The 18,236-nt window shown below is 72.1% G+C and carries 18 protein-coding genes; 12 read left to right on the top strand and 6 right to left on the bottom strand.

Annotated features, from left to right (window positions below):
- Positions 1-40 precede the first annotated feature (40 nt).
- Complete coding sequence (locus tag ACQPZF_RS34790; RefSeq protein WP_433264346.1) at positions 41-883, bottom strand: DegV family protein; 843 nt, start codon at positions 881-883, stop codon at positions 41-43.
- 293 nt (positions 884-1,176) lie between these two features.
- On the opposite strand from ACQPZF_RS34790, the gene ACQPZF_RS34785 reads away from it, so the two are divergent.
- From ACQPZF_RS34785 to mnmA, 7 genes are all read left to right on the top strand, one after another.
- Positions 1,177-1,959: an electron transfer flavoprotein subunit beta/FixA family protein gene (locus tag ACQPZF_RS34785; protein WP_433264344.1), complete on the top strand. Its 783-nt coding sequence runs from the start codon at positions 1,177-1,179 to the stop codon at positions 1,957-1,959.
- A gap of 14 nt (positions 1,960-1,973) precedes the next feature.
- Complete coding sequence (locus tag ACQPZF_RS34780) at positions 1,974-2,933, top strand: electron transfer flavoprotein subunit alpha/FixB family protein (RefSeq protein ID WP_433264342.1); 960 nt, start codon at positions 1,974-1,976, stop codon at positions 2,931-2,933.
- A 215-nt stretch (positions 2,934-3,148) separates the two neighbouring features.
- Positions 3,149-3,922 (top strand): GNAT family N-acetyltransferase, encoded by a 774-nt coding sequence (locus ACQPZF_RS34775; RefSeq protein ID WP_433264340.1) that lies wholly within the window; start codon positions 3,149-3,151, stop codon positions 3,920-3,922.
- Between the two features lie 68 nt (positions 3,923-3,990).
- On the top strand, positions 3,991-4,794 hold the full coding sequence (locus tag ACQPZF_RS34770; RefSeq protein WP_433264339.1) for a lysophospholipid acyltransferase family protein: 804 nt from the start codon (positions 3,991-3,993) through the stop codon (positions 4,792-4,794).
- A 317-nt stretch (positions 4,795-5,111) separates the two neighbouring features.
- Entirely contained in the window at positions 5,112-6,404 is a 1,293-nt protein-coding gene (locus tag ACQPZF_RS34765; RefSeq protein ID WP_433264337.1) for an MFS transporter, read from the top strand.
- Positions 6,404-7,600: a cysteine desulfurase family protein gene (locus ACQPZF_RS34760; protein ID WP_433264335.1), complete on the top strand. Its 1,197-nt coding sequence runs from the start codon at positions 6,404-6,406 to the stop codon at positions 7,598-7,600. Before ACQPZF_RS34765 ends, ACQPZF_RS34760 begins: the two co-directional genes overlap by 1 nt.
- 5 nt (positions 7,601-7,605) lie before the next feature.
- A complete protein-coding gene (gene mnmA, locus ACQPZF_RS34755) occupies positions 7,606-8,688 on the top strand; it encodes a tRNA 2-thiouridine(34) synthase MnmA (RefSeq protein ID WP_433274845.1) in 1,083 nt (360 codons plus the stop codon).
- 174 nt (positions 8,689-8,862) lie between these two features.
- Here the strand turns inward: mnmA and ACQPZF_RS34750 are convergent, their stop codons facing one another.
- The 3 genes from ACQPZF_RS34750 to ACQPZF_RS34740 all read right to left on the bottom strand — a co-directional run bounded on the left by ACQPZF_RS34750 (position 8,863) and on the right by ACQPZF_RS34740 (position 11,026).
- Positions 8,863-9,528, bottom strand: coding sequence for a hypothetical protein (locus tag ACQPZF_RS34750; protein WP_433264333.1), 666 nt, complete (start codon positions 9,526-9,528; stop codon positions 8,863-8,865).
- 111 nt (positions 9,529-9,639) lie between these two features.
- Positions 9,640-10,509: a serine/threonine dehydratase gene (locus ACQPZF_RS34745; protein ID WP_433264331.1), complete on the bottom strand. Its 870-nt coding sequence runs from the start codon at positions 10,507-10,509 to the stop codon at positions 9,640-9,642.
- 16 nt (positions 10,510-10,525) lie between these two features.
- Complete coding sequence (locus ACQPZF_RS34740) at positions 10,526-11,026, bottom strand: DUF6584 family protein (RefSeq protein WP_433264329.1); 501 nt, start codon at positions 11,024-11,026, stop codon at positions 10,526-10,528.
- A 41-nt stretch (positions 11,027-11,067) separates the two neighbouring features.
- Between ACQPZF_RS34740 and ACQPZF_RS34735 the strand changes: the two genes are divergently transcribed.
- Positions 11,068-12,243 carry a hypothetical protein gene (locus ACQPZF_RS34735; RefSeq protein WP_433264327.1) on the top strand — a complete coding sequence of 392 codons (1,176 nt, stop codon included), beginning with the start codon at positions 11,068-11,070 and terminating at the stop codon, positions 12,241-12,243.
- Between the two features lie 66 nt (positions 12,244-12,309).
- A complete protein-coding gene (locus ACQPZF_RS34730) occupies positions 12,310-12,687 on the top strand; it encodes a hypothetical protein (RefSeq protein WP_433264326.1) in 378 nt (125 codons plus the stop codon).
- 44 nt (positions 12,688-12,731) lie between these two features.
- On the opposite strand, the gene paaI is transcribed toward ACQPZF_RS34730, so the two are convergent.
- Positions 12,732-13,118, bottom strand: a complete 387-nt coding sequence (gene paaI, locus ACQPZF_RS34725; RefSeq protein WP_433264324.1) for a hydroxyphenylacetyl-CoA thioesterase PaaI — start codon at positions 13,116-13,118, stop codon at positions 12,732-12,734.
- 29 nt (positions 13,119-13,147) lie between these two features.
- Here paaI and ACQPZF_RS34720 point away from each other — a divergent pair, with 29 nt between their 5' ends.
- On the top strand, positions 13,148-13,618 hold the full coding sequence (locus ACQPZF_RS34720; RefSeq protein WP_433264322.1) for a hypothetical protein: 471 nt from the start codon (positions 13,148-13,150) through the stop codon (positions 13,616-13,618).
- 74 nt (positions 13,619-13,692) lie between these two features.
- On the opposite strand, the gene ACQPZF_RS34715 is transcribed toward ACQPZF_RS34720, so the two are convergent.
- Positions 13,693-15,066, bottom strand: coding sequence for a cellulose binding domain-containing protein (locus tag ACQPZF_RS34715; RefSeq protein WP_433264320.1), 1,374 nt, complete (start codon positions 15,064-15,066; stop codon positions 13,693-13,695).
- Between the two features lie 205 nt (positions 15,067-15,271).
- Between ACQPZF_RS34715 and ACQPZF_RS34710 the strand changes: the two genes are divergently transcribed.
- Complete coding sequence (locus tag ACQPZF_RS34710) at positions 15,272-16,282, top strand: methionine synthase (protein ID WP_433264318.1); 1,011 nt, start codon at positions 15,272-15,274, stop codon at positions 16,280-16,282.
- Positions 16,283-16,367: 85 nt separating this feature from the next.
- Positions 16,368-18,224, top strand: coding sequence for a glycoside hydrolase family 9 protein (locus ACQPZF_RS34705; RefSeq protein ID WP_433264316.1), 1,857 nt, complete (start codon positions 16,368-16,370; stop codon positions 18,222-18,224).
- Positions 18,225-18,236: the final 12 nt, after the last annotated feature.

Raw genomic sequence — 18,236 nt, 5'->3', positions numbered from 1 at the left:
GCAAACACCGCCGGGAGTTCCCAAACCGGCGGAGTGCGGGCTAAACGGGCGAAACGGTCACGCCGACGGCGCCCGGTCCGACGTGCGCGCCGATCGCCGAGCTGACCTGTGTCAACAGGAATCGCCGCACGTTCGGCAGCTTCGCCCGTAGCTGCTCCAGCACGGTCCGCGCCCGTTCCGGCGCGGAGAAGTGCTCGACCGCGATGTCGACCTGTGCGCTGCCGGCCCGCCGCACCGCGATGTCGACCATCTTCCGCATCGCGCGGTCCGCGCCGAGCACCTTGTCCAGCGGCGTGATCCGCCCGTCCGCCATGGTCAGCAACGGCTTCATGGACAGCGCCGACCCGAGCAGCGCCGCCGCCGCGCCGATCCGACCGCCGCGCCGCAGGTACTCCAGGGTGTCCACGTAGATCAGCTCGGTGCTGCGGTGGAAGCTGTGCTGCGCGGCGGACAGCACGCGGTCGACGTCACCGCCGGCCGCCGCCGCCGTGGCCGCAGCCACGACCGCGTACCCGAGGCTCATGCCGCACGTCCGCGTGTCCACGACGTGCACCGGCACCTGCACCTGGCCCGCCGCCTGCCGGGCCGCCTCCGCGGTCCGCGACAGGTCCGTGGACACGTGCAGCGAGACGATCGCCTCCACCCCGGAGGCCGCCGCGTCGGCGTAGGACCAGAAGAACGCGCCCGGATCGGGCGGCGAGGTGGCCACGTCGAGCTGTTCGCGCATGGCGCCCACCAGCCTGGGCACCGGGACGCGTGCCTCGTCGTCCACCCAGTCCCCGATGCGCACCTGGATCTGCGCGACCGTGATCCCGAGCTGCTCGGTCAACTGGGCCGGCAGGCACGCGGTGGAGTCGGTGACGATCGCTACTCGACGGGGCATGTCTTCGGACCCTAGCCGAGCAGGGGGTGGGTCTGTAACGCCACCGAGGGCACGCACGATGTTCACCGTTCAGCCCTATATCGTTTGTGTGCATCGTCACGCGCGATAGGCGCCGGCCGCCGTTTGCACCCCTGCTACTGGTGGGTAACATTCGGGTGGCCGACACCACCATGCCAATGCGGCGATGACATGGCAGGGTCACGAACCACACGCAGCACACCCGGCGACCGGTCGCGCGACAACCGTGCCGCCCGAGACAACGCCGCCCGTCCGCAGGAGGTCGAAGAGGACCCATGAACATTGTCGTCCTGGTCAAGCAGGTGCCCGACACCTGGTCCGAGCGCAAGCTCACCGACGCCGACCACACCCTCGACCGCGAGTCCGCGGACGCCGTGCTCGACGAGATCAACGAGCGCGCGGTGGAAGAAGCGCTGCTGCTCCAGGAGGCGCACGGCGGCGAGGTGACCGTCGTCGCGATGGGTCCTGACCGCGCCACCGACGCGATCCGCAAGGCGCTGTCCATGGGCGCGGACAAGGCGATCCACGTCTCCGACGAGGCCCTGCACGGCTCGGACGTGCTGACCACCGCCAAGGTGCTGGCCAAGGCCATCGGCACGGTCGAGGCCTTCGACCTGGTCCTCGCCGGCAACGAGGCGACCGACGGCCGCGCGGGCGCCGTGCCCGCCATCCTGGCCGAGCTGCTGGGTCTGCCGCAGGTCACCCAGGTCCGCAAGCTGTCCGTCGAGGGCGGCGTGATCAAGGCCGAGCGGGAGACCGACGAGGGCCTCGCGTTCCTGGAGGCGGACCTGCCTGCCGTGGTCAGCGTGACCGAGAAGATCAACGAGCCGCGCTACCCGTCCTTCAAGGGCATCATGGCGGCGAAGAAGAAGCCCGTGACCACGCTCACCGTGGCGGACCTCGGGCTGGACGCGGGCGAGGTCGGCCTCGGCGCGGCCTGGTCGCAGGTGCTGGAGGCGGCTCCCAAGCCGCCGCGCAGCGCCGGTCAGCGCGTCGAGGACTCGGGTGACGGCGGTTCGAAGATCGCCGCGTACCTGGTCGACCAGAAGCTCATCTGAAGGCGAGGGAACACATGTCCGAGGTCCTGGTCCTCGTCGACCACGTCGACGGCGAGGTCAAGAAGGTCACCTATGAGCTTCTATCCGCCGCGCGCCGTCTCGGCGAGCCGTCCGCGGTGGTGGTCGGATCGCCCGGCTCCGCGGGCAAAGTGAGGGAGTCCCTGGCCCGTTACGGCGCGGCCAAGGTGTACGCGGTGGAGTCCGAGGACGCGGTGAACCACCTCGTCACGCCGAAGGTGGACGCGTTGGCGACCATCGCGGGCACCGCCTCCCCGGCCGCCGTGCTGGTGTCGGCGACGCTGGAGGGCAAGGAGGTCGCGGGCCGGCTCGCCGTGCGCCTGGGCTCCGGTCTGCTCTACGACGTGGTCGACCTCGACGGCGACGGCGTCGGCACCCAGTCGGTCTTCGGCGGCGCGTACGTCGTCAAGTCGAAGGTCAGCAGCGGCGTGCCGGTCATCGCGGTGCGGCCCGGTGGCGTGGAGGCCGAGGAGGCCCCCGGTGACGCGGTCGAGCAGGCCGTGGAGCTGCCCGCCGCCGACCCGGCCCGGGTGACCCGGGTGACCGGTCGCGAGCCGATCGTGGGCGGCGACCGGCCGGAGCTGACCGAGGCGTCGGTCGTCGTGTCCGGTGGCCGCGGCGTCGGCTCGGCGGAGAGCTTCGCCGTGGTCGAGAAGCTGGCGGACAGCCTCGGCGCGGCCGTGGGCGCGTCGCGCGCCGCAGTGGACTCCGGCTACTACCCGCACCAGTTCCAGGTCGGCCAGACCGGCAAGACGGTCTCGCCGCAGCTCTACATCGCGCTGGGCATCTCGGGCGCGATCCAGCACCGGGCCGGTATGCAGACGTCGAAGACGATCGTCGCGGTGAACAAGGACGCCGAGGCGCCGATCTTCGAGATCGCCGACTTCGGTGTGGTGGGCGACCTGTTCAACGTCGCGCCGCAGCTCAGCGAAGAGGTCGACAAGCGCAAGGGCTGATCATTTCCGCGTGGCGGGGGCCGTCCTTTCGGAGGGGCGGCCCCCGTTGCCGTTCGGAGGTGGATTTGCCCTGGTCAGCCGAGGGTTGGTCACCTTCGGCAGGTGAGTGGCGATCTTCTTCCGCATTCCAGCGCACCAGGGTTTAACCGACCTGCCATTAATGCGTCATCGGAACGACCTGCTGTCGGTTTCCATCGGGTAGGTACACCAGACCCATGACGCAGCCTCAACTGCTTGTCAGCACCGGGGACTCCGCTGCCGCCGACGCGCCGCGCTACTCCCTGCTCGTCGCCCGCGACAGCGCCGAGGTCGTGGCCGCGCAGAGACTGCGCCACCAGGTCTTCGCCGGTGAGATGGGCGCGACCCTGCACTCCCCGGTCGCCGACCACGACGTCGACCCGTTCGACGAGCACTGCGACCACCTCGTGGTGCGTGACGACCGGACCGGCGAGATCGTCGGCACGTACCGGATGCTGCCGCCGGAGCGGGCCGCCGAGGCCGGCAAGCTGTACTCCGACACGGAGTTCGACCTGACGAACCTGGCGGCCCTGCGGCCGTCCGTGGTGGAGACGGGGCGCTCGTGCGTGCACCCCGACCACCGCAACGGCGCCGTCGTGTCGCTGGTGTGGGCGGGCATCGCCCGGTACATGCTGTTGTCCGGCCACTCGTGGCTGGTGGGCTGCGCCTCCGTGCCGCTGCACGACGGCGGCACGTACGCGGCGGGCGTGTGGGACCAGGTGCACGCCAAGCACTACGCCCCGGAGGAGTACCGGGTGACGCCGCTGCGGCCGTGGGACGTGGACTCCGTGGAGCGTCCCGCGAAGGCCGTGCTGCCGCCGTTGCTGAAGGGCTACCTGCGGCTGGGAGCCTGGGTGTGCGGGCGGCCGGCGCTGGACCCCGACTTCGGCGTGGCGGACCTGCTGGTGCTGCTGGGGATGGAGCACGTGGACCAGCGCTACCTGAAGTTCTTCCTGGGCGAGACGTCGTGAGCGCGGCCCATGCGTGGATGCCGGTCTCGCCTTGCGGTGACGGGTGTGTGGACCGCACGTCCGCCTCGGTGGGGGTTCTCCGTCTGGTGTGGCGGGTGTGCGCGGCGCTGACCGTCCTGTTGGTTCTTGGGGTGGTTGTCGCTCTGTTCGCGTTGGTGGTGCGGGGTCGTTGGCGTGAAGTCGTGCTGCGGCGGTGGTTTCGGGCGTTGGTCCGGGCGTTCGGGGCTCGGTTGACGGTGGTGGGTGGGCCGGTGTTCCAGGCCACGCCCTCGCGGGGGGTGTTGGTGGTGTCCAACCACGTGTCGTGGTTCGACGAGTTGGCCATCGATGCCGTGCAGCCGATCCGGATGGTGGCCAAGCGGGATATCCGTCGGTGGCCGGTGCTGGGGTGGTTGATCACCGCTGCCCGGACGGTGTACCTGGATCGGGAGCGGTTGTCGTTGTTGCCCGGGACGGTGGCCGAGCTTGCCTCGGCTCTGAAGGACGGGGCCGCGGTCGGGATTCATGCCGAGGGCACTACCTGGTGCGGGTTGGCTTCCGGGCGGTATCGGCCGGCGTTGTTCCAGGCTGCGTTGGATGCCGGGGTGCCTGTTCGGCCGGTGGTGTTGCGGTATCTCGTTTCTGGTTCTCCTGCTACCGGGGCCGCGTTCGTCGGGTCGGATACGTTGGTGGATTCCCTGCTTCGGGTGTTGCGGTTGCGGGGGTTGGTGGTCGAGGTTTCCGTGTTGGACGAGGTTGCTCCCGGGCGGGCTTCGTCGCGGCGGGAGTTGGCTGCGTTGGTGCAGGCTTCGGCTGAGCGGGCGTTGTACGGCGGGAGGTCGGTGCCGGCTCAGCGGGTGCATGGGGGTGTGGTGGAGCGGGAGTCGGTGTGAGCTTCGGCGGGGGTGTGGTCGCCTCCGCATCCCCGCCGGGCCTGGTCTGGAGATCGCCGGCGGGCGGTCACGCCTGGTCGGGTCGAAAGGCGACGCTCGCCGCTGGGCAGGCCTCCGGGGAGGCCTGGGGTGTGTGCCGGCGCACGGCTGTGGGGGTGGTGTGTCGGTTCTGCGTCATATCGCCTTGACCTCCACCCAAGTCGAGGATGAACCATGGGGCTGTGACCACGACTGATGCGGGGCGAGAGTTCGAGGCGGCTTCTTCTTCCAGCAGGTTGTGGGCCCCGGATCGGCGGGGGCCGACGGCTGGGATCATCTTGCTCGTCACGTTGTTGGCTTTCGAGAACATGGGTGTCAGCACCGCCATGCCTCGGATGGTCTCCGAGTTGCGTGGCGACGAGATGTATGCGTGGCCGTTCCTCGCGTTCCTCGCTGCCAGTGTCGTCGCCACGGTCTTGTCCGGGCGGTTCAGCGACCTGCGGGGGCCTCGGCCCAGTCTGTTGGTCGGGCCCGCGTTGTTCCTGGTCGGGCTGTTGGTCGCCGGGTTCGCGCAGGACATGACCCAGTTGTTGCTCGGCCGTGTCCTGCAAGGTCTGGGTGGCGGTGCGCAGGTGGTCGCGGTCTATGTGTTGATCGGGTTGGTCTATCCCGAGAACGACCGGCCTGCCGTGTTCGGGTTGTTGGCCAGTGCCTGGGTCGTGCCCTCGTTGGTCGGGCCGGCGGTGTCCGGGTGGCTGACGGAGGCGGTTTCGTGGCGTTGGGTGTTCCTGGGGCTTGCTCCGCTGGTTCTGCTGGGTGTGTTGCTCCTTGTCCCCGTTCTGCGGAACCTGCCCGAGCACCGGCCCGACCCCGACCGGCGCAAGGGGCTGCCGTTGGCCGCGTTGGCGGCCGGGGCCGGGGTCGTCGGGCTCAGTTGGGCCGCTCAGCACCCGCGTGGGTTGAACCTGGTGGTCGGGCTGGTCGGGTTGGTCGTGCTGGTGCCCGCGTTGCGGGTGTTGCTGCCCAAGGGCACGTTGCGCGCCCGTCCGGGGCTTCCGGTGACGATTCTGGCTCGTGCGCTGCTCGCCGGGTCGTTCTTCGCGGCCGAGGCGTTCATCCCGCTCACGTTGACCTCGGTGCACGGGTACTCGGCCATCGCGTCCGGCATCCCGCTGACGCTCAGTGCCATCGGCTGGTCCACGGCCGCGTGGTGGCAGTCCCGGAAGCCCGACATCCCCCGGGCGACCCTCGTCCGGTGGGGGTTCGTCCTCAACGCCGTGGGTATTGCCGGAGTGACGCTCATCGCACCCTCGTGGGGGCCTGCCTGGCTCACTCCGCTGCTGTGGGGGATCGCGGGCGCCGGGATGGGGTTGGCCATGTCCAGTCTGAGCGTGCTCACGCTGGCCGCGTCGAGTGACGTCGACCGGGGGTTCAACTCGTCGGCGTTGCAGATCAGCGACATGCTCGGGTCGGCGTTGCTGGTCGGGCTCGGTGGGGTGTTGGTCACCACGTTCGCGTCCGCGCAGGCGCCGACGGCGGCGGTGGTGCCGTTCGACCTGTTGATGGCGGGCGTCGCGGTGCTCGGTGCCGTGCTCACCCGGCGGCTGGGCCGGGCTACCCTGGATGACTGATGGCCTACTTCGACCATGCCGCCACGACCCCGATGCTCCCCGCGGCGATCGAGGCGATGACCAAGGCGTTGTCCACCACGGGCAACGCCTCGTCGCTGCACACCTCCGGGCGGCGGGCGCGGCGGGCGGTCGAGGAGGCTCGGGAAGACATCGCCGACGCCTTGGGCGCGCGGCCTTCCGAGGTGGTCTTCACCAGTGGCGGCACGGAGAGTGACAACCTCGCCGTCAAGGGGATCTACTGGGCTCGGCGGGCCTCCGGCCGGCGGCGGGTCGTGGCGACCAGTGTCGAGCACCACGCCGTGCTGGACACCGTGCAGTGGCTGGTCGAGCACGAAGGGGCCGAGGTCACCTGGCTGGAGCCCGACCGGTTGGGGCGCATCCGGCCCGAGGCGTTGCGGGACCTGTTGGACGACGACGTCGCCCTGGTCACGGCGATGTGGGCGAACAACGAGGTCGGCACGCTCAACCCGGCGCGCGAGCTGGCCGAGGTGGCCGCCGCGCGCGGTGTCCCGTTCCACACCGACGCCGTGCAGGCGGTGGGCGCGGTGCCGGTGGACTTCACGGAGTCCGGCGCGAGCGCTCTGACGTTGACCGGGCACAAGGTCGGCGGTCCTTACGGTGTGGGTGTGCTGCTGCTGGGGCGGGATGTGGCGACGACGCCGCTGCTGCACGGTGGCGGTCAGGAGCGGGACGTGCGGTCCGGGACGTTGGACGTGCCGGCGATCGTCGCCCTGGCCGCGGCGGTGCGGCACGCGGTCACCGAGCAGGTGGCGCGGGCCGGCGAGGTGGCGGCGCTGCGGGACGAGTTGATCGCCTCGGTGCGGCGCGCGGTGCCGGACGTGGTGGTGAACGGCGACCTGGAGCACCGGCTGCCCGGCAACGCGCACTTGACGTTCCCCGGCTGTGAGGGTGACAGCCTGTTGATGCTGTTGGACGCCAAGGGCATCGAGTGCTCGACCGGCTCGGCGTGCACGGCCGGTGTCGCGCAGCCGAGTCACGTGCTGCTGGCGATGGGCGTGGAGCCGGTGGCGGCACGGGGTTCGCTGCGGTTCTCGCTCGGGCACACCTCGACCATGGCCGAGGTCCGCGAGCTGGCCGAGGTGATCGGGCCGGTGGTGGAACGGGCCCGCACGGCGGGCATCGCGGGGATGAAGCGGCTCGCCGGTACCGGCGGCCGGACTACGGCGGAGGTGTGAGCGGGATGCGGGTGCTGGCGGCGATGAGCGGCGGTGTGGACTCCGCCGTGGCCGCGGCGCGGGCGGTGGCGGCGGGACATGACGTGACCGGTGTGCACCTCGCGTTGTCGGCCAAGCCCGGCACGCTGCGGACCGGCGCGCGCGGCTGCTGCACGATCGAGGACGCGCGGGACGCCCGCCGGGCCGCCGACGTGCTGGGCATCCCGTTCTACGTCTGGGACTTCGCCGAGCGGTTCACCGAGGACGTGGTGGAGGACTTCGTCGCGGAGTACGCGGCGGGGCGCACGCCCAACCCGTGCCTGCGGTGCAACGAGCGGATCAAGTTCGAGGCGTTGCTGGACAAGGCGATCGCGCTCGGCTTCGACGCGGTGTGCACCGGGCACTACGCGCGCCTGTCCACTGTGGACGGCCGGGTGGAGCTGCGGCGCAGCGCCGACGACGGCAAGGACCAGTCCTACGTGCTGGCTTCGCTGACCGGGGAGCAGCTCGCGCACGCCATGTTCCCGTTGGGCGACTCGACCAAGGTCGACGTCCGGGTCGAGGCGGCCGAGCGCGGCCTCCAGGTGGCGGAGAAGCCGGACAGCCACGACATCTGCTTCATCCCGGACGGCGACACGCGCGGCTTCCTGACCAAGCGGCTCGGCGAGCAGCCGGGTGTGCTGGTGGACGACGAGACCGGCGCGGTGCTGGGCAGGCACGTCGGCGTGCACGAGTTCACCGTGGGGCAGCGCAAGGGCCTGGGCATCGACGCGCCCGCACCGGACGGCCGCCCCCGGTACGTGCTGTCGCTGGAGCCGGTGTCCGGCACGGTCCGGGTGGGCGCGGCGGAGAAGCTGGCGGTGACCGAGATCGTGGCGCACCGGCCGGTGACCCGGATCGACTTCGACGGCCCGGTGGAGTGCGTCGCCCAGGTCCGCGCGCACGGCGGCCTCGCGCCGGCCGTGGCCGAGCTGGTGGGCGGCGAGCTGCTGGTGCGCCTGCGCGAGCCGCTCAGCGGTGTCGCGCCCGGCCAGGCGGTCGCGGTGTACCGGCCGGACGCGGCGGGCGACCTGGTGCTGGCCAGCGCGACGATCGGCTCGACCCGCTGAGCCCGGTCCCGGGCCGGCGACCTGGTGCCGGCCGGTGCGACGATCGGCTCGACCCGCTGAGTCCGGTCCCGGGCCGGCGACCCGCAGTGTCGGAGCCGATCGGCCGGGCGGGGCTCGTCGTGGCGGACCGGTCGGTTTCGGCTCGGGAGCGGGCTGCCCGGCGCGGCGCGTGGGTCATGCGGTCGCGTTGAACAGGGCCGCGCCGGCGATCAGCAGGACGTACCCGGCCGATCCGAGCCCGACCAGCCCGGTCCGCCGCCGCTCGTCCCAGGTCGTGAAGCCCAGCACCCACGCCAGCAGCGGCAGGACGAGCACGCCGTGCATGGCGACCCCGTGCGCGAGCTTCCACGACCCGTCGCGCTCGGCGATCATCAGCCCGCCGAACGCCAGCGCCGCGGCGAGCGTCGACGTCCCGACCACCACCGCCACCCGCATGCCCGGCGCGAGGTGCGCGGCGCGCAGCGCGGCCACCACCAGCGCCGCCACCGACCCGATGATCATCACGCCGCCACCGGTCAGCCCGCGTGCCACCAGGCTGTCGAAGGCGGTCGCCGTGTTGAAGTGCGAAGGCACCCCGCGCCACGCCTGGAGGCTGATCAGCGCCACCTCCAGCACGGAGGCCGCCGTGAACAGCCAGATCCAGAACGCCCGCAGCCGCAGGAACCCGCCCACCCACACGTAGGTCGCCAGCGTGAGCCCGAAGGACAGCCCGAACGTCACCGGCTTGCGCCACGACACCGGGCCTTCCCAGGGGCCGCCGGCCACGAAGAACACCCCGAGGTGGAACAGCCCGGACAGGAACAGCACCGCCGCCACCCGGTACGCGACACGCGAAGTCATGTCACCCGATGGTGCTCACATCGCCGGACGGCGGCGTCGGGCGGCAGGCGGCTTCACCGGGTACGTCGGCACGCGTACCGGCGCCGGGACCAGGGCGTTCGGAGTACGGGGTTACGGCGTCCAGTCCGTGTTGGCGCCGCACAGGATCACGCACACCGACTCGCCGGGCACCCGGCCGTGCAGCCACGCCGCGAACGGCACCGCCGCCGCGGGTTCCACGGCCAGCCGGAACTCCTCCCACAGCCGGTCCCGCGCGGACAGCAGCTCGGCGTCGTCGACCAGCACCGAGGACACGGCAGCCGCCCGCAGGATGTCGAACGGCAGCTCGCCCACCCGGGACGCGCCCAACGCGGACGCCGCCACCGAGTCCACGGTCGAGTCGACCGGCGCACCGGCCTCCAGCGCGTGGTGCAGGCAGCAGCAGTGCTCGGGTTCCACGGCCACGACGTGCCGACCGGCCAGCGCCGTGCCGGCCGCGAGCCCGCCGCCGCCGACGGCCACCGCGATCGTGTCGACGTCCGGCGCGTCGGCGACGATCTCCGCCGCCACGGTGCCCTGCCCGGCCACCACGGAGGGGTCGTTGTACGCCTCCACGTAGTACCCGGGCGCTTCCCGGGCCGCGAGCACGGCCTCCGCGTAGGTCGCGCCCGCCCGGATGAGCTTCGCGCCCGCCGCCTCGATCCGCCGCACCTTGCCCTCCGGCGCGCCCACCGGCACGTACACGGTGGCCTGCGTGCCGAGCAGCCGGGCGGCGGTCGCCACGCCCAGGCCGTGGTTGCCGCCGGACGCCGTGACCACCCGCTCGGGGACGTCGGCCGCGAGCAGGGTGTTGACCGCGCCGCGCAGTTTGAACGAGCCGGTGAGCTGGAGGTGTTCGAGCTTGAGCGCCAGCGGGCGGCCGTCGACCTCCACCCGCCACAGCGGGGTGCGGCGGACGTGGGGGCGGATGCGGTCGGCCGCGGTGGCGACGTCGGGGGTCATGCCTCCCAGGATGCGCCTACCCGGCGAGCCACCTGTACACCCACATGACGAGGGTCACCAGGCCGACCACGAAGCACAGCAGCGCCACGACCAGGCCGAGCAGCACGAGGATGTTCGTGCTCCACGACGAGTCGCGGTCGTCGGCCTCGGCGAGTTCCGCGCGCAACTGCTCGGACACCTCGCCCTGCAACGCGCTCAGCCGGATGCGCGCGGTTTCCGTGGGCGCCTCGCCGCTCGCCCAGTTCAGCGCCGCCAGGCGGGCCATCGGCGTGCGGTAGGCCCGTTCGAACGCCGCCGTCTCGGCCGGGTCGCGCTGCTCGGACAGGTAGCTCCACCGGCCGGCCTGCGCGGTGTCGCCGAGCACGCGGTAGACCTCGGCGAGCCGGTCGCGCAGGTCCAGCCGGGCCGGGTAGCTGGCGACCAGGCCCACGAGCCGTTGCCGTGCTCGCAGGACGCTGGCCAGATCGCCACGTTCGACTTCCTCGGCGGCCTTGCGGAGCGTCAGCTCGACGGGCATGACCCACATCGTTCCAGCCCGCGCAACCGTAGGATCGCCGGGTGATCGGGGTGTCGGTGGCCGCTTTCGGCCTGGCCTGGTGGCTCGGCCTGTACCTGCTGGTGCGCGATCCGCGCAAGCCGCTGCTCCGGCGCGCCTCGGCGGGGCTGCTCGCCTACGCGGTGGCGCTCGCGCTGCCCGTTCCGCCGGTCGTGCTGGCCGTGCCGGCGGTGGCGTGGACCGGCGCGATCGTGTGCTGGCTGCCGGAGCGCTACGACCGCTGGTGGCGGTTGGGCGCGGTGCCGCTGCTGGTGGCCGCGTGGTTCCTGCCGGCGGTCGTGCTGGTGCCGCTGGGCGCTGCGTTGGCGCTGTACCTGCGGGCCCGGCGGACGCTGGTGGGCGCGGCGACGCTGATGTTCCTGCTCGGCTCCGGGTTGGTGCTCACCGATTTCACGCCGTCGGTGTGGCTGGTCGCGTCGATCGGGGTGGACCTGCTGCTGTTCGGCGTCCTGGTGGCGGTGCGGGACGCGTTCGAGGAGGGCGAGGCGATCCGGGCGGACATGGTGCGCTCGTTGATCGTGTCGGCGGGCATGGCGGCGGTGTTCGGCGGGCAGGTGGCGTTGTTCCTGGACGACCGGCTCACACCGCTGCTGTTCGGGACGGTGGCGGCGGCGATCGCGCTCCAGGTGCTGGCGAACCCGCTCGCGGCGGTGGTGGACCGGGTGGCCGTGCCGGCGGTGGCGTCCGAGCGGGCCGAGCTGCGCGAGGCGGCCGACGCCCTGCCGCGCCGCGCGCCGCTGGCCGACGAGGCGGATTTCGTGAAGCTGACCCGGCGGGCGCTGAGCAGTTACGGCGATCTGGGGAAACTGGTCGCGAGCCCGTTGACCGGATTGCCGGTGATCGGCGAGCGGCTGGCCGCGCGGGGTGCGGCCGACCAGCCGCTGGAACGCGCCGCCGAATTGAAGACGCTGTTGCTGGAGAGCATCCTCCGGCTCAAGCCGCGGGACGGCGACTTCGGCACCAGCGACGAATGGCGGCACTACAACGCGCTGTACTTCTACTACGTGGTGGGTATCCGGCCGTATTCGCGCCGGACGAAGCGGGAAGACCTGGACCCGGAGGCCCGCAAGGCGCTCGCATGGTTCGTCAACCAGGTCCCCGAGCGGACGTTGCACAACTGGCAGAACGCGGGGGCGAAGCTGGTGGCCGCCGACCTGTCCGCCCAGGTCGCGCGCTGAGAACTGGCAGCCGTTGGCAGCGTTCGACGTCGTGCCGGCAGTGGTTCCGGCCCTAACTTCGGAGCCATGACGACGACTCAGGTCCGCAACGACGGTTTCCTCCGCTTCGCACTCAAGCTCGACGGCGTCGCCTCGGGCGGATTGGGCGTGCTCGCCCTGCTGATCAATGCCCCGCTGGGGTTGCCGCGCGGTCTCGTGCTCGGGCTCGGCGCATTCCTGGTGGTTTACGGCGTGGGTGTTTTCGCGCTCGGCGTGAAGCCCATCAGGCCGCTGGTCGGCGTGGTGGTGATCGGCAATTTCGTGTGGGTGTTGGACAGTTTCCTGACCGCTTTCGCGGGCTGGTTCCCGGTGACCGGCTTGGGCGTTTTCCTGATCGTGGCCCAGGCGGTCGCGGTGTTCGGGTTCATCGTCCTGCAGGTGATCGGTTTGCGCCGGTCGGCCTGACCACCGGCTCCACCGGCAGCGCGCGGCCACCCCGGCCGCGCGCTTCAGCCTTTGAGCGTGCGGCTGCGGCCCCGGAACTCGGCCACGACCTCGTCACCCCGGCGCACGGTGATGTCGTAGATGCCGCTGCGGCCGAACCGGACGCGTTCGACGGCGGTCGCCACCAGCTCGTCGCCCACCCGCACGGGCGCGAGGAAGTCGATCTCCGCCTGCGCCGCGACCGTGACCGACCCGGCCCGGTTGCAGGCGCACGCGAACGCGGTGTCGGCCAGCAGGAACAGGTACCCGCCGTGCGCGATGCCGTGCCCGTTGATCATCCGCCCGGTGACCGTCATGGCGAGCGTCGCGGAACCGTCCGCCAGGTCCAGTGCTCTAATACCGAGCGCGGTCGACGCGGCGTCGTTGGCGAGCATCTCGGCGGGGCCGTCCATGTCCCGCACCATAGGCGATGGGGGGCGCGATGTTCGGCACGAAGCGTCGGCTGGAAGCGTTGCAGGCCACCGTCTCGGAACTGGAGCGACAGGTCCGGGCGCTCTCCGCGCAGGTGGAGGCCGCCCGTCCGCTGCTGGCCGACGCCGCGCGGGTGGAGGCGCTGACGTCGAGCGCCCGGAGCGCCCTGACGGCGCTGGAGAACCGCGCCGAGCCGCTCGGCATCGGCCGTCCCCGCTTCGACGGCAAGCTGGACACGGTGTACCGGGCGGACGTGCTCGGGTTCGTCGCGGTGTACGTGGGGGTCGGCCGGACGGCGGACGTGCGGTTGCTGGTGGGCCGGGAGAACCCGCCGACCGAGTGCGTGGGCGTCCTGGACACCGGCGGCGAGCGCAACTCCTACGCGGGGGCGATCGTGCGGCCGGGGGAGCACTGGCTGGCCGCGTCGACCCGCCCGGACGCCAACCCGGCGTTCGTCGTCCACTTCACGCCGTTGTTCTGAGGCGGCCCGCGGCCCGGAAAGGGTGGCGGCGGGGGTGGCGTCGGACGTCCGCCACCCCCGCCGCCGTGCAGGGATTACCGAGTGAAGCCCTTGAAGATGTTCGTGAACTCGTACTGCGACTGCGGGATGCTGCTGCACGTCGGCGAGATGCCGCCGCCGGGGCAGGAGCCGTTGTCGCGGCCGACCGACCAGAACCCGAGCAGGCCGATCTTGTTGGTGTTCGCCCAGGCGACCAGCTTGTTGGCGTGCGCCTGGTTGAAGATCTTGCCGTTGAAGTTGCGGCCGATCATCGGGGTGACGCCGAGCAGGCGCTTGAGCTCCGCGTCGGACTTGCCCGGCCAGATCTGCTTCATCTGCCGCAGCGAGCTCTCCGCCGCCGCGATCACCGCGTCGCCCCAGTCGGCGCGCGACGAGCCGAACTCCATGGTCATCGGGTTCACCAGCACGGTGAGGCCCTTGGCCGCCGCGTTCTGGAGGATCTGCACCGAGTACGGGTCCATGCCGTAGTCGTCGCCCTGCACCCGCATCGTGTAGCTGATGGACGTGCCGCGCTCGGTCTGGAGCTTCTTCAGCGCCGTGTTGACCATGTCGTGCGGGATGGACGCCTCGACGTCCACGTCCAGGTGGTTGCCGCCGACCGCGTCCAGGACCTTCTTGTACGCGCCGAGCAGCGCGTCCGCAGTGGAGCACGAGTACTCCAGGTACGGTCCGGCCGCGCCGCCGGTCGCCACGATCACGTCGCCGCCGAGCGCCTTCAACGCCTTGACGTCGTTGATGATCCGGCTGTCGTTGAGCGGGATGGTGCCGCCCCACGACGGGTTGCAGCCGGAGCTGTCGGCCAGTGCGAACGCGAGTGTGAACACCTTCTGGCCGGTCGCGCGGGCCACCGACTCCAGCGACGGCGTGGGCATCGTGATGTCCACGTACGGCGCGGACTTGATGCTGCCCGGCGGCGGGGTCGTGGTGGTCGTGCTCGTCGACGTGCTGGTGCTGGTCGACGTCGTGGTGGTCGTGGTCGTCGTGGTGGTGGTCGTCGTCGTGGTCGTGCCGCCGGCGCACGGCTGCCCGTTGAGCTTGCAGTTCGTGGGCAGGCCCGTGCCACTGGCGAGGAACCCGAACGAGGCGGACGCGCCCGCCGCGACGGCGCCGTTGTACTCGCGGTTCGTGAACGTGTGGTGGTTGCCGGAGCTGGCCAGGGTGGCGTCCCAGTAGGACCCCGGCTTGGTGCCCGCCGGCAGGTCGAACTCCAGCTTCCAGCCGGTCAGCGCCGCGCCGCCGGCGGTGATCGTGTACTTGCCCTGGTAGCCCGAACCCCAGGAGGCGTCCTGGGTGAACACGGCCGTCGGGGTGGCCGTGGCGCCCGCGGGGGCGGCCGGCAGCAGTCCACCGACCACGGTGGCCGCGATCCCGGCCGCCAGTGCGGCCAGGCCTTTGCGCTTGTTCGACATCGCACTTGCTCCCGTGGCAGGGGGACGGGGGTGGAAGTGGTGCGGGAGCGCGGGGCGCGGCACGCCCCCACACCACGTCGTGTGCGGTGCCGTCGCAACTGTCAGCACCGACAAGGTGACGGTAGGTGGCCTAGACCACCTCGTCAATGGGTCTAGACCTTTTCTGTCTTCACCGAGTTAAAACCGGGGGTGGGAGACTGTGCCCGTGAATGCTGCCCCCTGGTCCGCCGGCACTGCGACCGGCATCGGCTCCCTGCCCGGCACGGACCCCCTGGAGGCCGCGCGCGTCGTCCTCGGCGAGCTGCCCGACCTCCCCCACCTGCCCGAACTCCCCGCGCGGGGAGTCGGGGCGGACATCGTCGGCCGCACCGCCGCGATCCTGGTCGACCTGCCGGTGGAGGTCGTGGCGTCCGGTTACCGGACCGCCGCGCACCCCGGTCGGGACCAGCGCCGGGCGGTGGATCTGTTGCGCCGGGACCTCGACGCGTTCGAGGAGGCGGCGGACGGGCTCGACCTGCCGGTCGTGAAGGTGCAGGCGTCCGGGCCGTGGACGCTGGCCGCCGGCGTCGAGCTGGCCCGCGGGCACCGGGTGCTGACCGACCGGGGCGCGCTGCGGGAGCTCACCGCCTCGCTGACCGAGGGGCTCGCCCGGCACGTGGCGGAGGTGGCGAAGCGGACCGGCGCGCGGGTGGTCGTGCAGCTCGACGAGCCGACGCTGCCCGCCGTGCTGCGCGGCCTGCTGCCCACGCCGTCGAAGCTGGGGACGGTGGCGGCGGTGCCGGAGCCGGACGCGCGGGCGCTGCTCCAGTCCGTTGTCGACGGTGTCGGGGCGGACGTGGTCGTGCACTGCTGCGCGCCCCGGACGCCGATCACGCTGCTGCGCGAGGCGGGCGCGAAGGGCATCGCGTTCGACGTGTCCCTGCTCGACGGGGACCTGTGGGACCAGGTCGGCGAGGCGTGGGAGGAGCGCACGACGCTGTTCCTCGGTCTCACGCCGAGTGTCGACCCCGGCCACCCGGTGGGGCTGCGCGAGGTGGCCAAGCCGGCGCTGGACCTGGTGGACCGCTTGGGTTTCCCGCGATCCGTGCTCGGCTCGCACGCCGTGCCGACGCCGTCCTGCGGCCTGGCCGGGGCGTCCGCGTCGTGGGTGCGGCGGGCGCTGGCGGTGACGCGGGACGTGGGCCGGGCGTTCGTGGAGCCGCCCGAGGGCTGGTGACCGGTCCGGCCGGCGGCTAGTCTTCTCCGCAATTAGGGAAGTTTCTTTACTTAAGGCCACCGCCGCCGGCCGGAGCGGAGGTTCCATGCGGATCCCACGATGGGCGTCGGCGCTTGCCCTGATCGGCGCGCTGGCGGCGCAGGCGGTGCCGGCGCAGGCGGCAGTGCCCGCGCAGGCCGGGCACGTGCGGCTGGACCAGGTCGGCTACGGCACGTCCGAGCCGAAGCAGGCCTACCTGATGACGCCGTCGGCGGTGGGCGGCCGGTTCACGGTGGTGGACCCGCGGGGCCGCACGGTGTGGTCGGGCCGGGTCGGCGCGTCACGGGGCGGGTGGAGCGACAAGTACGCGGCGGTGCAGCCGATCGACTTCTCCGGCCTGGAGAGGGCGGGCACCTACCGGATCAGGGCGGGTGGCGTGACGTCGCCGCCGTTCAGGATCGGGTCGGACCTGTTCTCGCCGATCGCCGACCGCACGGTGGAGTTCTTCCAGGCGCAGCGGGACGGTGCGGACGTCGTTCCCGGCAGGCTGGGCCGCAAGCCCGCGCACCTGGCCGACCGGACCGCGACCGTCTACGACACGCCGGTGTTCCGGGGCGACGGCGGTGACGAGCTTGCCGAGCCGCTGCGGCCGTCGGGTGTCACGGTCGACGTCGAGGGCGGCTGGTTCGACGCGGGCGACTTCGTGAAGTTCACCCACGCCTCGGCGTACTCGACGGCGTCGCTGCTGTTCGCGCGGCGCGACCGGGCGGACCCGGCGCTGGCGGCGGAGACCCGGTTCGGCCTGCGGTGGCTGGACAAGGTCTGGGACGACGACCGGAAGGTGCTCTACGCGCAGGTGGGCATCGGCACCGGCAGCCCGGAGCACGGTTTCCTGGGCGACCACGACGTGTGGCGGCTGCCGGAGGACGACGACCGGCTCGACGTGCGGCCGGGCGACGAGAAGTACTTCATCAAGCACCGCCCCGTTTTCGCGGCCAACCGGCCGGGTGAGCCGATCAGCCCGAACCTGGTCGGCCGGGTCGCGGCGTCGTTCGCGCTGGCGGCGCAGATCGAGGCCCGCCGCGACCCCCGGCTGGCCCGCTCCTACCTGGAGCAGGGGGCGTCGCTGTTCGCGCTGGCCAAGACCTCGGACGTGGGCGAGCTGGTGACGGCGTTCCCGCACGCCTACTACCCCGAGGACTCGTGGGCCGACGACCTGGAGTTCGGCGCGACCCAGCTCGCGTTGGCGGGCAGGGCTTTGCGCGATCCGCGCGCCGGTGGCTGGGCGCGGGCGGCGACCCATTGGGCCGCCGTGTACCTGGCGGGTGGCGACACCGACACGTTGAACGTCTACAACACCAGCGCCCTGGGGCATTACGACCTGGTCCGCCTGCTGCGCGCGGGCATCCCGGGCGCGGAGGTGACGGAGGCCCAGCTCGTCGGCGATCTCCGGCGGCAGCTCCGGTCCGGTGCGGACAGCGCGGCGGCCAGCCCGTTCGGCACGGCCGCGAGCGTGTCGGAGTTCGACGTGGCCACCCGCAGCTTCGGCTTCGCGGCGACCGCCCGCCTGTACCGGTCGCTGACGGGTGACCGCTCGTTCGACGCTTTCGGTGTGCGGCAACGGAACTTCACGCTGGGCGCGAACGCGTGGGGCACCACGCTGGTGGTCGGGGTCGGCAGCCGGTTCCCGGAGTGCCCGCACCACCAGGCGGCGAACCTGTCCGGCGACCCGGACGGCGGCCACCGGGTCCTGGTCGGCGGTGTGGTCAACGGGCCGAACGCGGCGGAGCTGTTCGCCGACCTGGGGGAGATGCCGGCGGGCGCGATCCCCTGCGCCAAGCCGTACACCAGGGAGTTCGACTCGGTGTCGGCGCGGTTCGTGGACGAGTTGACGTCGTGGCCGAGTTCGGAGCCGGCGATCGACTTCACCGCGACGGCCGTGCTGGCGTTCTCCCTGGCGTAGGCCGGGGGCGGC

This window comes from Actinosynnema sp. CS-041913 (genome assembly GCF_050942485.1).
In the GTDB taxonomy this organism is placed as follows: Bacteria; Actinomycetota; Actinomycetes; order Mycobacteriales; family Pseudonocardiaceae; genus Actinosynnema.
Note: the sequence above shows the minus strand (reverse complement) of the source record. Positions and strands in the feature narration are given on the sequence as shown.

Excerpts from the sequence above, each read along its gene's own strand:
- ACQPZF_RS34790 (WP_433264346.1), bottom strand. The coding sequence starts at position 883 with ATGCCCCGTCGAGTAGCGATCGTCACCGACTCCACCGCGTGCCTGCCG.
- ACQPZF_RS34785 (WP_433264344.1), top strand. The coding sequence starts at position 1,177 with ATGAACATTGTCGTCCTGGTCAAGCAGGTGCCCGACACCTGGTCCGAG.
- ACQPZF_RS34780 (WP_433264342.1), top strand. The coding sequence starts at position 1,974 with ATGTCCGAGGTCCTGGTCCTCGTCGACCACGTCGACGGCGAGGTCAAG.
- ACQPZF_RS34775 (WP_433264340.1), top strand. The coding sequence starts at position 3,149 with ATGACGCAGCCTCAACTGCTTGTCAGCACCGGGGACTCCGCTGCCGCC.
- ACQPZF_RS34760 (WP_433264335.1), top strand. The coding sequence starts at position 6,404 with ATGGCCTACTTCGACCATGCCGCCACGACCCCGATGCTCCCCGCGGCG.
- mnmA (WP_433274845.1), top strand. The coding sequence starts at position 7,606 with ATGCGGGTGCTGGCGGCGATGAGCGGCGGTGTGGACTCCGCCGTGGCC.
- ACQPZF_RS34750 (WP_433264333.1), bottom strand. The coding sequence starts at position 9,528 with ATGACTTCGCGTGTCGCGTACCGGGTGGCGGCGGTGCTGTTCCTGTCC.
- ACQPZF_RS34745 (WP_433264331.1), bottom strand. The coding sequence starts at position 10,509 with ATGACCCCCGACGTCGCCACCGCGGCCGACCGCATCCGCCCCCACGTC.
- ACQPZF_RS34740 (WP_433264329.1), bottom strand. The coding sequence starts at position 11,026 with ATGCCCGTCGAGCTGACGCTCCGCAAGGCCGCCGAGGAAGTCGAACGT.
- ACQPZF_RS34730 (WP_433264326.1), top strand. The coding sequence starts at position 12,310 with ATGACGACGACTCAGGTCCGCAACGACGGTTTCCTCCGCTTCGCACTC.
- paaI (WP_433264324.1), bottom strand. The coding sequence starts at position 13,118 with ATGGACGGCCCCGCCGAGATGCTCGCCAACGACGCCGCGTCGACCGCG.
- ACQPZF_RS34720 (WP_433264322.1), top strand. The coding sequence starts at position 13,148 with ATGTTCGGCACGAAGCGTCGGCTGGAAGCGTTGCAGGCCACCGTCTCG.
- ACQPZF_RS34715 (WP_433264320.1), bottom strand. The coding sequence starts at position 15,066 with ATGTCGAACAAGCGCAAAGGCCTGGCCGCACTGGCGGCCGGGATCGCG.
- ACQPZF_RS34705 (WP_433264316.1), top strand. The coding sequence starts at position 16,368 with ATGCGGATCCCACGATGGGCGTCGGCGCTTGCCCTGATCGGCGCGCTG.